The organism is Rhodococcus sp. IC4_135, from assembly GCF_011602025.1.
GTDB classification, from domain to species: Bacteria; Actinomycetota; Actinomycetes; order Mycobacteriales; family Mycobacteriaceae; genus Rhodococcus_F; species Rhodococcus_F baikonurensis.
Map to the genome: position 1 here is coordinate 50,614 of NZ_JAAOLG010000006.1, position 16,511 is coordinate 67,124.

The window sequence follows — 16,511 nt, forward strand, 5'->3', positions numbered from 1 at the left end:
CTCAGGCCGAAGAGCGCGCCGATGATGGTCCGAGCAGCCTCGAAGAGCGCGTCGACGGACGGGACACCGATTTCAGAGCTGATGGAAAAAAGGGAACCCAACATACGATCCTCCGGAGATAGTTTCTGAATGGCTTACTGCCACAAGGGAAATGCTACAGATTCTGCTTGCGGAACTGAAGCAATAGGACCACTGGGGTGACAATTCCGGACCAAAGTCCCGGCCCGTTAGATCTATTGCACCCCAGTATGATTGCGATCCTTGGAATCGGAATCGACACCTTCGAGATCGCCGACGAGAACGTGGGCGACTTCCGCCAACACCTCTGTGCTCGACATTTCCGAGTGAGAGCAGTCGACCAGGTACGCCCGCAACGGCCCTACCAGTTCGGACCACTTTTCGACCAAGTGACCATGCTCAGGCAGATCGTGCTGCGCCACAAACAGTTCCACCGAGCCCGAATAGGGTCTGGGCCTGTGGTCCCGAACGATCCGTGACAGCTTTTCCACCCGCCCCACTACTGATTCCAGAACAGTATCGGTCAGGAAATCCATATCGGTCTGCCGCCGGATCTCTGCCGCAACCTCCGCAAAAGTCACTGGCGCAGATTCAGTTTCGACCTCGGCCAGTCCGATCTGCGCGAACAACTCGGAAGGCTTCGGGGCTGATTGCACAGACGGCATCATCTCGGGCAGCAGCGCGTCGAGCATCAAGACCGAACCGACCAGATCGCCGGCCTCTTCGAGCTGGCTCGCCATCTCGAGAGCGATCGTTCCGCCGGCTGACCAGCCCAGCAGATGGAATTCACCCGACGGCTGCACCGTCCGTACGGCATCGACGTACCCCGACGCCAACTCCGCCACCGTGCCTGGCAATTCACCTGCACCCGTTGCCTGGATGCCGTACACCCGTCGACCCCGCAAGTGACCGACAAGTCCGGCGTAGCACCAGGCAATTCCGCTGACCGGATGCACACAGAACAACGGCGGCCGTTGGTCGTCGGGGTCGCCGCCGAGCATGACGACCGTGTCCAGCGGATCCGAATGAAGCGAATCACCCTCGAAGACATCGTCATGAACGAGGTCCATCCGAGACGCAAGCTCCGCCACAGTTCGATCGGTGAAAATCCATTGAACCGGGAATTCCCTGTTCAAGGTCTCACGCAAGCGCGAAGCCACTTGAACTGCACCCATGGATGTCCCGCCGAGCTCGAAGAAGTCGTCGTAGCGACCGACCGACTTCGCGCCGGTCACACCTTCGAATGCCTGTGCCACGTGACGTTCGGTATCCGAGACAGGTCGATCCACACTCGACCCTACCTGCGGTGCAGGAGCAGGAAGTGCCGCTGCGTCTATCTTCCCCGAAGCGAGCAACGGTACCTCGCCCACTACCGTCACCGACGAAGGCAGCAGGTGCTTCGGCAGCAGGCCGGAGACGAACCCGCGAAGCTCCGATTCCGTAGCCGAACCGTTTTCCGCCAACGTCACATACGAACGGAGTTCAGCGGATCCGTGTCCGTCGTCAGCGACAACGGTTACCGAGAAGGTCACTGCTCCATGGCTTGACAGAGCCGCGTCGACCTCCGCCGGTTCCACGCGGACACCCCGCACCTTCACCTGTGCGTCGTTGCGACCCAGGTACTCGAGCGCTCGGTCGTGACGCCTACGACGCACGAGGTCACCCGTGCGATACATCCGAGTCCCCACCGCGTGAGGATTGGCAACAAAACGCTCGGAAGTCAGACCCGGGGAGGCGACGTACCCGCGTGCCACATTCTCACCGGCGAGGAATAGTTCTCCCTCAACGCCATCCGGAACCGGTCGGAGCCTCTGATCGAGAACAAATGCCGTCGTGCCAGGTACCGGGGTGCCGACAGTGACGTCCCCGTCAGTGATCCGAGCGGAAATCGATGCCGCAATCGTTGATTCGGTCGGTCCGTATCCGTTGACTATGCAATGTCGGCTCGACCAAGCCGACGCAAGGCGGGCAGAGAGTGGTTCCCCCATCGATTCGACGATCAGCGGGGGTACTGCATCCGGATCGATCGTGGCCAGGACGGTCGGCGTCACGATCAAATGCGTGACGTCGGCGGCTACCACCAGATTCGTGAGTTCCTCTCCCCCGTAGACGAAGTCAGGAGCCAGAATCAACGTTCCACACCCTGCAGCCGCGAGAAGGATCTCGATCACCGACGCGTCGAACGTCGACGACGCCAATTGCAGGATGCGGGGGCCACGATCGAGCTGAGCGATCTCGGCGTGCGCAGTGCAGACATTCATGATTCCGCGGTGTGAAACCTCGACACCCTTGGGTCTTCCCGTGGAACCCGACGTGTAGATGACGTAGGCAAGGTTGTCTAGGTCAGCCCTACTCGCCGAAACCGCGGCAGGCTCACTCGCAGTGCGGGATTCATCCATTGCCAGCCACTCGACGCAGGCAGGCAGACTTGCGGCCGCACCGTCCGCCGTCAAACCGACAACCGAACCGCACTCCTCGATCATGGTCTGCCGACGCGCTGTCGGCAGCGCCGGATCGAGCGACAGCCACGCTGCGCCTGCCCGCGCTACCGCCCACAACGCAACGATCCACAGATGCCCGCGACCGAGCGCAACGGCCACCACGTCATCTGGTCCGATTCCTCGGACCACCAACTCGCGCGCCCAGTACGACGACTCCTCGTGCAGGTCGCGATAGGTCCATCGCCGGCCGTTCTCCTCCAGCGCGATGCCGTCGGGTACCTGCCGCAGCGCGCGTTCGAATATGTCCGCAATCGTCAGCGGTTCGACATGGCGAGGATTCGCAGCCGTCAGCGCCGAGCGTTCGAAACTGGACAGCAATTCGATCTCCCCGACCACGATCTCGGGTTCACCTGTCACTGATTCGGTGATACGTGCCACCCGCTGCATGAACAGTTCCGCGGTCGACTCGCGGAACTTGTCCGTGGCATACAGCAATCGAATCGTCAGACTGTCACCGGTGTCGACCAGGTCCCACGTCAAGTCGTAGCCGGTCGAGGACCCTGCGTTGTCGATGTCGATGTCGAAGACGGTGATGCCGTCGATCTGCGGCACGTCGAGCGCTCGTCGATAGGCCAGCATGACCGTGAACAGCGGATGCTCGTTCATCCTGCGCGGCGGATCGACCCTCGCGACTACGTCGTCGAACGAGACGTCCGCGTTCGCCATTGCTTCCAGATCGACGCGGCGCACCTCGTCCAACACCGTGGTGAAGCGGTCGGCGGAGTTGATTCTCGTGCGCAATGCGACGGTGCCCACCATCATGCCGGCGACGTTCAGTAGCGCCGGATCGTTCCGCAGACTCACAGCTGCTCCCACCACGACGTCGTCCGTGACGCACTCGCGGGCGAGCAGTACGGCGATCACGCTGTGGACGACCATGAATACCGTGACGCCATGTGAACGAGCCAACGCCGACAACGCGTCGTAGGTGGCGCCGTCGAGGACTTCCGTCACCATCTCCTCGGATCGTGAAGACACGGCACTCCGGGGGTTGTCGACGGGTAGAGCCAGCACATCCTCGACGCCACGAAGTGCGCTCGACCAGTAGTCGAGTTGCCGGTGAGCCACGCTGAGAGAATCCTCGGGATCACCCAAACTCTCTCGCGCCCAGTGGCTGTAGTCGCCATAGCTGACTCCGTCAGTGGAGCGGACCCACTGCTTTCCAACAGCCCTGGCCTCGAAGGCTGACGCGAAATCGGCCAGGATCGGGTCCATCGACGCACCGTCGACGGCAATGTGGTGAACCACGATCACCAGGACAGTCACTCCTGCAGAGTCGACTCCGCCATTCTCGGTGAATACACGCACTCGGAACGGAACATCGCGTTCGAGGTCGAACGGCACAGTCGCGAAGGCCCGAGCGCTCGCTTGGAGATCGTCGACGGACACTGTCGTGAGATCGATTGCGACAGAGCCTATTTCAACCTGTTGTGGACCGAATTCACCCGGAACAAACACAGTTCGCAATACGGCATGGTGGTCGACGACGTCACCGAGGGCGCTGCGCAAGACCGAACGATCGACTTCGTCTGCCAGGACCGCTGCAAACGTCAGGTTGTACGCAGTCGATTCCGGCTCGAGCTGATTGATCAGCCAGAGCCGTTGTTGCGAGGGCGCCAGAGGTGCCGGCATGCCAGAATCACGTCGAGTCAGTTCGCGGCGCTTGTCATCGGTCGCGCTTGCCGACAGCCACTGAGACATCGCTCGCGGCGACGGATTGTCGAAGACCGCGCGAACGGGCACATCCCGCGCGAAGATCGAGGCAAGTCGACCTGCCACCGCTGCCGCGGCCAACGAATCACCACCTGATTCGAACAGGTTGTGCAGAGCGCCGAAACTTCCGGACACGTGTTCCGACATGACAGCGGTGACGAGTTCCTCCGAGACCGTCACTGCGGCATCGGGCGCCTGGCTCTCGAACACGTGGCGCCGCAACGCATCTGCGTCCAACTTTCCGTTCGACGTGAGTGGGATCGACTCCAGCACGACAACTCGGCCGGGCATCAGATACGCAGGCAACATCGAGGCCAACTCGATTGTCAGCTGATCCGATTCCAAACAATCGCCGACCGCACACGCAACGGCGATCTCGTCGACGAGGACAACCGCAGCGGCCTCGACGCCCGTGCATCGACGCAGAGCTGATTCGATTTCGGCAGGCTCGACGCGGATTCCGCGCACGCTCATCTGGCGGTCGGAGCGTCCGACGAATCCGAGCGTGTCATCCGTGCGGCGGTGGACCAGGTCACCGGTCCGATAACGTCGGCGTCCCCCTGGTGCTGCGATGAACGAGCTGGCGGTGCCGGCGGGATCTCCGGCATAGCCCATCGCAAGCCCGGGCCCGCTGACATACAACTCACCGATCCCGGCCCACGGCACCGGACTTAGTCGAGTATCGAGTACCTCGGCACCGATTCCGGCGAGCGGGACTCCGATGGTGACACGATGATCCACCTCGGCGACAGTCGTGACCACCGTGCATTCCGTCGGTCCGTACGCATTGAGCATCCGCGCGCGGCGACTCCACGCACGCGCGGTGGACGGTGAGAGCACATCGCCACCGACTGCCACCACCTCCAACGAATCGAACCGCTCCGGAGCCATCGTGTCGAGTACGGCTGGAGTGGACAGCATGTGAGTGACGCCGCGTTCTGCAACGAATTCTTCGAGTGCCCGTCCGCCGAAAGCCTCGCGAGGAGCGACAGCCAGGGTAGCCCCGGCGCCGATCGCCAACATCATCTCGAGGATCGCTGCATCGAACGTCGGTTTGTATCCGTGCAGCACAACCGAGTCCGACGTCACGCCGTACTTCCGGACAGCATCGTCGGTCAGCAGGCCCAGTCCTCGGTGCGTAACTGCAACGCCTTTCGGTTCACCAGTCGACCCGGACGTGTGAACAACGTACGCGACTGAATCCGGATACTGCCGACCTGGAACGGGACTGCGGTCGACGAGCACTGTGCGCAGTTGCTTCAACCGTGCCGGCGGCAGGTCGGGGTCGATCGGCACGAATGCCGCGCCCGTTTTCGAGATCGCCAACATTCGGACCAGGTACGCGATAGTCCGTACCGCCGGAATCTCGTACACCGCACCAGGTCCCGCTCCGCGAGCCACCAGTTCCCAGGCTTGCGCATCCGAGGCAGAGTCGAGTTCGGCATACGTCACCGTGCGCTGTCCGTCGTCGAGAGCAATGTTGTTCGGGAATCGCGCCGCGGTGGCGGTGAAGATGTCGGTGAGTGTTCGCGACGAATCGACCTCGACAGCAGCCCAACTGGGCGCCGTACCCACCGCGAGATCCGAAACGAGTACAGGCACATCCTCGGCGATCGAGGCGAGCACTCTCGACAGTTGTCGAGTAACTGCGTCGGCGCTCGAAGGATCGAAAGCGCTCGCGGCATAGATGACAGCGCCGGTCAAAGATCCGTCGACAGCGGGTGAGAACGAGACATGCATGGGGAACTTCGTCGTTGCGGTCTCGATTTCGCGAGCCTCGATCCTCAGACCCGCCACCTCCACGGCAGGAACCGCGAAATTCTGCAGACCTAGCGCAACCTGCGGAGTTCGTCCGCCGAGCACATCACCCAGCAATTCGGCAGGAACAGAGCTGTTTTCGAACGCAGCCACATCAGCATCGAAAGCTGCACTTAACAGAAGATCGATCGGCACATCCCCGTCGACCCGAAGGCGAAGAGGCACCGTATCCACGAACATGCCGACCACGCCGTCGAGCTGAGGCGTCCGCCGTCCGTCGACAGCTGTCGCGATCACGACATCGGGATTTCCACTCAGCTTGGCAAGCACCACGGACAACGCCGCATGAACCACCGCAAACAGCGAGACCTTCAATCGGTCGGCTCGCGCCTGCAGTGCCGAGGTGATGACGGCTGGTATCACGAAGTTCACTCGCTGCGCCACGGAATCCGGCCCGCCATCAGAGTGATCCACCGTCAGCGGCGACACAGATGTCACACCGTCGAGCGTTCGGCGCCAGAACTCTTCGACGACAGGGGAAACGTCACGTGCTGCCTCCCACGCGGCAAAATCGCCGTACTGGATCGGCAGCGGAGACCATTGCGGATCCAGTCCCACTCGTCGCTTGCCGTAAGCGGTCAGCAGGTCGCCGACCACCGTTCGCATCGACACCCCGTCGACTGCGATGTGATGAAAACTCACTGCCAGAACGTGCCTGACCGGTGACACCTGGAGCAGCATCCAGCGCACCGGCAGGTCTGCTGCTACATCGAAACCGCGCGAGCCGAACTCTTGCAGCAGGGCCTCGACCTCGATGTCGCCGACCAGTCGCGTTTCCACTGTCACGGCGGACGGAGAATCTACCACCTGAACCGGTGGGGTGCCCGGATACCGGGTTCTGAGGACGTCATGTCGGCCGACAAGATCCGTCATTGCCTGACGCAGCGCGGGCACGTCCAGTTCACCGTCGATCTCGATGCAGATCGGCAGGTTGTACGCACCGCTCGCCGTGTTCCGCTGGTTGAGTACCCACATCGAGCGCTGGTTCCGTGACAGGGGTGCGGGCGTGGGGTCGCGGCGCGGTTCCAGTCGGACAACATCGGTCGCCGTGCTGCTCCGCTCGAGCGAATCGAGCCGGGCCGCCAACGCCGCAACTGTTGGATGCTCGAATACGGTCCTCAGCGGAACAACGTGTCCCAGAGAACTACTCAGGAGTGAGGTGACCTCGGCAGCGGACAGCGAGTTGCCCCCGAGCGTGAAGAAGTCTGCGTCGCGATCGCCCCCGTCGCCGCCCAGAACCGCGGCGAAGGCCTCAGCCACCAGGTACTCGGTGGCGGTGTCCGGGCCCTCGGTTCGGGAAGCATCGAGCGCCGGCAACGGTAGACCGGCGAAGTCGACCTTGCCGTTCCGCATCGGAAGCTCGCCCTCGAGCTCGACGACGACATGCGGAACCATGTACGTCGGAAGGAGTTCTGCAACGGTGGCGCGCAGTCCACCCGTGTCAACTCTCTCCGCGCCTGAACTTCTCACGTAGGCGACCAAGAGCGGACTTCCACTTTCGGTCGTCCGTACCCCGGCGACGCAGAAATCGACGTTCGCGACAGAGTGAATGACTGCCTCGATCTCGCCCGGTTCTATCCGGACACCGTTGACCTTCACCTGCGAGTCGGTTCGCCCGAGATAGTGCAGGCGATACGTGTTGCCTTCAGATGTGGAGATTTCGGATGTGGAGATTTCAGGCTTCCACATCACCAGGTCGCCGGTTCGGTACATCCGGGCGCCTGAACTGGTTGCCACGAATCGTTCCGCAGTTCGGGCAGGTTGCCCGGCGTAACCGCGCGCAAGCATTCGACCTGAGAGGTACAGTTCGCCGGCGACTCCCGGCGGCACCGGTTCGAGTCGATCGTCGAGGACGACGGCGTCGACCCCGGCCAGTGGATACCCGACGGATCCGTCGTGAGTGTCAGCTGACAATTGTTCAACCGACAGAGGCTCGGTAGCAAGCGAATACATCGTCGACTCGGCAGGTCCGTATCCGTTGATCACTCTGCGTCCGGCTTGCCAGCGCTTCGCCAAGGCGCGGCCGAGTCGCTCGCCCCCGAACATCACCGTTGCAAGGTCCGGCAGCGCCGGATCGCCGATCGAGGCGACGACAGTAGGTGTGGCGCAGAGGTGAGTAATTCGCTCGCGCCCGAGTGCTGCTGCGAGTGCCGAGCCGAACAACTCGTCGTTCTTCGCAAGGACGAGCGTCGCCCCCGACGCACTCGCGATGAGCACCTCGAGCAACGTCATGTCGAACCCTGGCGCGCCGCGATGGAATACGCGAGAACCTGGCCCGGCCGAGAATCGAGCGGGCAGGTCTTGGCCGATCACACCGAGCCCGCCGTTGGTCACGACCACAGCCTTCGGCGTTCCGCTCGTTCCCGAGGTGAAGACCACGTAAGCCGTCAGGCTGTCGGAGTGTTCACGCGCGCTTCCACCGTCCGCGAAACCGCCTGCAGTGCCGCCGTTCGGTGCGCTCAGTGTCTCGAGGACTTCACGTACTCGCGCCTGCGGCTGTTCCGGGTCCACCAATGCCGGAGCTGCACCGACCTTCGCGATCGCCCACAATCGCACGATCGACGCGATGGACCGATCGGCAGTCCAGGCAACGACGTGGTCGACTCCGACTCCCCCGGAACGCAACTCGTCGGCCGCAACATCCGACTGTGCATCGAGGTCCCGGTAAGTGAGTGTGTTGCCCTCGCCCTCGACAGCTACGGCATCCGGAGCGGATTCGACCCCGTATCGCAGCATCGAGGCAAGCGTCGTACCGGAACGCCGAGATGGATCGGGACGTTCAGCCGCGCCGTGTGCGGGGACGAGAAGTGCTCGTTCCGCACGATCAAGAAGGTCGATTCCCCCGACGACGACGTCCGGGTCGATCGACACGTGATTCAGGACGCGCTCGAACCGACTCGCAAAGCTCGACACTGTCAGATCGTCGAATAAATCAGCGTTGTAGACGAATTCGAGACCGAGTCCGCCCCCGATCCCCTCGTCCACGACGTTGAGTTGCAGATCGAAGTTCGCCTGCCTGACCTCAGGCGCAATCTGTGTGACCGTCAACCCTGGCAACGACCACGTAGCGGAATGGGCTGTCTGGAACGAGAGCGCCACCTGGAACAACGGGTGTCGCGAACGCGATCGTGGCGGGTCGATCAGATCGACCAGCGATTCGAAGGGCATCTCTGCGTGCGCGAACGCCGCTACGTCGCGCTGACGAACTTGCTCGACCAACTGTCCGAACGACCTCGACGGATCGACTTCGGTTCGGAGAACAATCGTGCCGGCGAACATGCCGACGAGGTCGTCGAGTTCAGGTGTGACGCGTCCGGCGACCACGGTGCCGACAACCACGTCGCTGCTGCCGTTGTACCTCGCCAGCAGTGCCGCGAAAGCAGCGTGAACAACCATGAAGATAGTCGCGTTGTTCGATCGTGCCACTGATTGCAGACCCTCACGTACCGAACCTGAGATCTCGACCCGACGACTCGACGCACGGGCGGACGGCGAGCGTGGGCGGTCCAGGGGTAGTGTCACCTGCTCGGGAAGACCTTCGAGAGCCTGCTTCCAGTAGCTGGAAACCGTGTCCGGAATCCCTGCTTCTATCTGCCAGGCACTGTAGTCGGAGTATTCGAGCGCCGGCGGTGACCACTGCGGAGCGCGCTGCTCCGAGCGAGCGAGGTACGCGAGCGTGAAGTCACGTACCAACACTTCCAGCGATCGAGCGTCGGCGGCAATGTGATGGACTACGACGGCCAGGACGTGTTCGTCCGGTGAACCTTGCAAGAGCGCCGCCCGTACGGGCGGATCCACGGTGACGTCGAATCCCGAACCCACCAGTCCTGCAATGGCATTCCCGGCATCGTCGCCGGCCAATGCCTCGAGCTGAAGTGGCGGACTCGCCACCTCGACGTCGAGCACCTTCTGAACCGGGCGCTCACCGACAACCGGGTACACGGTCCGCAGAGTGCGATGGCGATCGATCAGGTCCCGAATTGCCAATTCGGCTGCCACTACGTCCAATTCACCCGTCAGTCGCACTACGATCGGGATGTTGTATCCGGCGGACTCTGTATCCAGCTGGTTCAGGATCCACATTCGATACTGGGAAGCCGACAATTGCACGTCCGCAACGCCCGAACGAGGTACCGAAGACAACGGAGACGCGTGCCCCGTGCCGATTCGGGCAACAGCGATGCCGGCCAACTGATCGACATACGGGTGCTCGAACACGTCGCGGACATCGAGGTTGCTGCCCAGGACGGCGTTCACACGCGACGAGAGCCGAGTGGCGATCAAGGAATTGGCCCCTTGATCGAAGAAATCACGAACCGGATCTACATGCGGAACTTCCATCAATTCGCTCAGGATGGCTGCGACTGTCTGCTCGAAGAAGTCTCGCGACTGCCGAGACGACTGCGTGAGCGACGTCGGGTCCGGCAGCGATGCTCGGTCGATTTTGCCGTTGATCGTGACCGGTAGAGACGCGAGCGGCATCAAAGCCGACGGGACCATGTGCGCGGGCAACAACGAACGAGCTGTCCGTAACACGCCATCGAGGTCGTGCCCGCTCTCCGGGGTGATGTAACCGACCAATGTCGGTCCGCTGTCGAGTTCTCGCACCATCACCGCGGCCTGCGCCACCGACGGGTGAGCCAGCAGTGCGAATTCGACCTCACCCGGTTCGACGCGGTAACCACGCAAGGCAACCTGACCGTCGGCGCGGTGGACGTATTCGAGTCGACCGGCTCGCCAACGGACCAGATCGCCGCTGCGGTACATCCGCGATCCGTCGAATCCGGGTTCGGCCACAAATCGTGAAGACGTCGTCCCGGGTTGCCCCAGATAGCCTTCGGCCACCTGCGGACCGGCAACGTACAGTTCGCCGACAGATCCCGGCGGGACAGGCTTCAACGACGCGTCGAGTACGTAGCCGCGCAGTCCTGGTAGCGGAGATCCGATCGGCGAGGCCGCCTCGTCGCCGGACGAAAGCTCGAAACTCGTTACGTGGACCGTTGTTTCGGTGATACCGAACATGTTGACGCCGCGCACATTCGGGTGCCGTTCGAACCATGTCTGGACGCGCCCGAAGTCGAGACGATCACCGCCGAAAACAATCGACCGGAGCGGAAGCGGCTTTTCTTCTGCAACTTCCGCCAACGCATAGAACGCGGCCGGCGTCTGATTCAGAACGGTGACTCGTTCCCGCACAATCAGATCCACGAATTTTTCGGGTGAGCGTGCGACGTCACTGTCCACGATCACCACGGATCCGCCGGTGGTCAGAGCACCCCACATTTCCCACACCGAGAAGTCGAATGCGTACGAATGAAACATCGTCCATACATCTTCGGGCCCGAAGTCGAAGATCTCGCGTGTCGAGGCGAGAAGAGCCAACACGTTTCCGTGAGACACCACAACGCCTTTGGGCGCACCGGTCGATCCCGAGGTGTAGATCACGTAGGCGGCGGACTCCGAATGCGCAACAGGCCAGTCGGCAGTCGTGCCAATCGTCTCGTTCACGAAGATGACAGGTTGGTCGTACCCGGCGAACCGCACAGCTGATTCGGCCGTCGACAAGATCGACGTCGGGCGTGCATCGGCCAGAATGTACTGGATACGAGCGTCGGGATACTGCACGTCGATCGGTACATAGGCGGCGCCCGCGCGGACGACTGCGAGAATGGCTACGACGAGGTCGACCGATCGAGGCAGGGCGACTGCCACGCGATCCCCGACTCGAACTCCTCGATCGATCAAGACGACAGCAAGCACCTCCGAGCGGACTCGCAACTCGTCATAGGTGACGCGACTGTCTCCACTCGTCACGGCGGTTGCATTCGGACGCCGCGCTGCGACGGCCCCGAACAGGTCCGGCAGCGACTGCGCGACACTTGCCGGCGCCGGCGCCCAAGCCAGCAGCTCCTCACGCTCCGCGGTACTGAGAACATCGATGTCACGCAACAGGATCGACGAGTTCTCGGATACCGAGTCGCACACTCGGCGCAGTCGCTCGACCCAGCCGCCTACGGTGGCCGTATCGAATAGATCGTCGGCAAACCGGAAGATGCCGTGAATACCGTTCGTGTTGCCGTCAACCGTGCGGTCTTCGCGCACCGTCACTTCGAGATCGAAACGAGGGTGTGCCGGGGGCAGCGCAGCGCCGTGGGCCGTCATCGCTCCCAACGCGATCTCGGGAATCGAGGACAGCGGATCGACGGCAAGAACCACGCGCAGGAACGAATTCTTCTCTCCTGCGGCCCCACCGACCGCGTGCTCGACCACCCAGTCGAACGGGACGTCGGCGTTGGACAGAGCCGCCACATCGACCTCGCGCACCCGACTCAAGAACTCACCGAAAGTCTCTGCGCCGCGAAGGAGCGTTCGCAGCGCCACGGTGCCGACGAACATACCGACGGCGCCGTCGAACGAAGGATGCGTTCGACCGGAGGTCGGCGTTCCGATGACAATGTCGGGCGCACCGGTGATCTTGCTGAGCGCGATCGCAAGGCAGGCGTGCAACACCATGAAGGTAGTGCAGTCGTGGGCTCTGGCGATCTCGTTCAACGCCGCATGGACGGGCGCGGGCAACTCGAACGTCAGGTCTCGCGCCGACGCCGGCCGGCCCGGCCGGCGGGACCTGTCCGCGGGGAGAGCAAGAGTCGGATCAACGCCCGCGAGGGCGCCGGACCAGAATTCCAACTGCCGCCCAGCCAAGCTCTGCGGATCCGCAGGATCACCGAGAACGGTTCTGTGCCACGCGGAATAGTCGCGGTGGTCGAGCGAGGTCGAAGGCCAGGTCGGCGATCGCCCGTCGGCGCGGGCCTCGTACGCCGCGATGAGATCCGAAACGATCGTTGCAAACGAAAGGCCGTCCAAGGCGATGTGATGCGCAACCACGGTCAAGCGGTGATCGAGATCGCTGTCCGAGGTGAGGATCAAACGAAGCGGCGCATCGGTCGACAGGTCGAACCCTGCCGCAACCAAATCCGCTGACGCGGAGTCGTAATCCGCGGACGGAACCTCGATCAGGGTCACGGACCCCGCAGAAGGTGCTTGGATCGGCCACGCGTCGTGATTCTGGTCGAACGAGAACACCGTACGCAGAACGAGATGGCGATCGGTCAGGTCACCAACCGCCGCGCTCATCGCCACTGCATCCAGCGCACCGCTGAACGTGACCTCGAACGCGATGTTGTACGCCGACGACTGCGGATCCAGACGGTTGAGAAGCCACAGACGTTGTTGCGCCGGAGCGATTTCCACGATGACGTCGCCCGAAATTCGCTCGGGCTCCACCACCCACTCCGCCCGACCCTCACGGATCTTCCGGGCCAACTGCTCCGGCGTCGGGGCACCGAACACATCCCTGACACCCACCCTTCTCCCGAAGGCGGAACTGACGCGAGCAGCGACATACACGGCGTCGAGAGAACTACCGCCCCAGGCGAACAGATCGGAGTGCGGTCCGAGAACTCCGACGCCGAGGACCTCGGCCATCACCGAGGCAATCAATTCTTCGTCGTACTCGATCGGACGGTGCGCCGCCGCGCGCTGCTCGGCGACCGCAGAAGAAGTCGGTTCAGGAAGCGCTGATCGGTCTGTCTTTCCATGGCTTGTGACGGGCAACGCTGCCAGAATCGTCACCGAACTCGGAAGCATGGAACGAGGGAGTAGGGAAGTCAGGTGATCGAGCACCATCGCCTGACTCAATGGATGAGGTCTGCCATCCCCGAGTTCGGTCGCGGTCACATACGCCGCGATGGACCCCGCCCACTCGATCACCGCTGCTTGCGCGACGCCAGGCGTGGACAAGAGCACGGCCTCGATCTCGCCCAGTTCGATGCGTACTCCAAGGATCTTCACCTGTTGGTCGGAACGGCCCAGGAACTCGAGTTGACCGGCGTCGTTCCACCGAACCACGTCGCCGGTGCGGTACATGCGCTCGCCGGCGCCGCCGGCACCGAATGGCGCGGCGACAAATCGCTCCGCGGTCAGCGTCGGCGCAAGGTACCCGCGCGCCAGTCCTGGCCCCATCACGTACAGCTCACCCGCTGCGCCGACCGGAGTCGGACGTAACAACGAATCCAACACCACAGCGGCAACGCCGTCGATCGGACGCCCGATCGGCGTATCGCCGTCAGACTCCAGAGGTTCGCTCATGAATGCCGCGACGGTTGCTTCACTAGGTCCATACGAGTTCACGAGGTCGACATGACTCGACCACGCATCCACCAGCGCCGCCGGCGGTCGCTCGCCGCCGACGTTCAACATTCGAAGATCCGGCAGTTTCCGAGGATCCATCGTCAGCGGAACCGACGGTGTCGAGATCAGGTGCGTGACACCCTCGAGCCGCAAATAGTCTTCGAGGTCCACTCCACCGATCAATCCAGGAGGAACGATCACGGCTGTCGCGCCGCAGCCGTGTGCAAGCAGAATTTCGAGGATCGCCACGTCGAACGAAGTAGCCGCCAGCAGCGCGATGCGGGAAGAACTATCGATCTTCAGTCGCCGTGAGTGAGAACGCAGCAACGGCGAGATGCCTCGGTGCGTGACCGCGACGCCCTTCGGCCGGCCGGTCGATCCCGAGGTGTAGATCACGTAGGCGGTGTCGTCCAGGGACACGTCGGCGACGCATGAACCGGTCCCCGATCCTCGATCGATCGGCCCGTCGACAGTCTCGTGGACCGTCTCGTCGAGGTTGGGATTCACGACGCAGATCCAAGCCGGCACGTCCACCGGACCGTTCCCGACCACGACGGACACGTCGGCATCGTCGAGAATGAAAGTGACACGCTCGGAGGGTGTTCGAGGATCCACGAAGAGAACGGCCGCACCGGTCCGCACTACTGCATGAAACGCGACTACCGAATCGGTCGAGCGCTCGACGAGAATCCCGACGACGTCACCTCGGCCGACGCCGTTCTCCCTGAGCAAGGCGCACAGTGCCTCCACGCGGGCACTGAGCTGGGCGCAGGTGACGTCCACACCCTGCTCGCGGATCGCGACCGCACTCCCCTGCGCCAAGCCTTCCTCGAGCACAACGCCGAGCGTTGCGAACGTGTCTGCCTGCCGACCCAGCGCGGGGACCAGATCTTCCACTTCGTCCGTTGCGAGGACGCGGAGGTCGCCGAGCGTACGAGTGGCAGAGTCGAGGAATCCCTCGAGTAGTCGGACGAACTGACGATGGTGCATCGCCAGGTCGCGCTCGCTGTACAGACGCGGATTGGCTTCGAAGGAGAGTCGAAGGTTTTCCCCCGCGATCGAGGGATAGATACTGAAGAACAGGTCTTCGGTGGGTCCGGATGTCAGGACGTGAAACTCACCGACGACGTCACCGAGCCGAATCGCCTCGTGAAACATCATGACGTTCACGGCCGGACCCGCCGACTCGCGGGATCCGCCCTGATCTCCCTGGAAACCCATGTCCTCGTAGCGAAATCGCTGATGCCGCAGCGCGCCGGTCATCTGCACCGAGATCTGCCGAACCAACTCCTGCGGCGACATGTCCCGTTCCAGTTGCGCACGGACGGGCACGATGTTGGACAGCATTCCGCCTGAACGTCTCGACTTCGCGGTGGTGCGGCCGGACACCGGCAAGCTCAGGACTACGTCGTCGGAATCGGCCATCCGGCCGAGGTAGGACGCGAATGCACCGACGAGGATCGCCACCTCCGACGTGCTCCACTCCCCGGCGATACTCGAAAGCTGTTGTGCAAGTGAGTGATTAAGTGATTGAACCATCATGCGCTGCGGCATCGACGTCAGCCCGGCGCCCTCGGCCAGACGAACCGGGCGAGGCAGCCCCTCGGACATCTCCGTCCAGTACTGCTTGTCCGATCGATATCGCGCAGAGGACCGGTAGTCGACATCGAGGTCATGCAGTGCGCGCACCCCCAGACCAGCGAAAGGAGTCAGCGCCGTGCCCTGGACACGGTACGAATAGCGCTCGGCCACTCGCATGGTGAGTGTCATCGCCGCAAGTCCGTCGAGCACGAGGTGATGGGCATGCGAGTACCAGTAGTAGTGGTTCTCTGCCAGCTGAAGCAAGGTCGCCGAGATAAGACGATCCGACATCACGTCAAGTGGCCGTGAGTATTCCGCTGTCATCCACTCGTTCGCGCGCTGAACCGGGTCGTCGTCGCTACGCAGGTCGAGGTATTCGAGATCGTCGACGATGGAGTGATCGACGACCTGGTGCGGCTCGGCGTCCGTGGCGACGAGGCGAACGAACGCCGACTCCAATTCATGACATGCCGTGTTCGTTGCCTCGATCAGCGCGTCGACGTCAACCGGCCCCCGTAGCTCCACGTATTGAGCCACCACGAACGCAGTGGACGGACTCAGTTGCTGCGCGAACCACAGCGCGAGCTGAGCCCGAGACAACGGAAAAGCACTCAACCCGTCACCTCACATTTCACCAGCCTTGTTTTTCACGAACGTTCGGTGGCTGATCACGTGAATCCATGGGAGCGA

Annotated in this window: 1 protein-coding gene; it reads right to left on the minus strand. The window is 62.7% G+C overall.

Annotated features, from left to right (window positions below; genetic code table 11):
* Nucleotides 1-233: 233 nt before the first annotated feature.
* The gene (locus tag G8767_RS13640; RefSeq protein WP_166810461.1) at nt 234-16,436 is read right to left on the minus strand and encodes a non-ribosomal peptide synthetase; all 16,203 of its coding nucleotides are present in this window, start codon (nt 16,434-16,436) and stop codon (nt 234-236) included.
* Between the last annotated feature and the right edge of the window lie 75 nt (nt 16,437-16,511).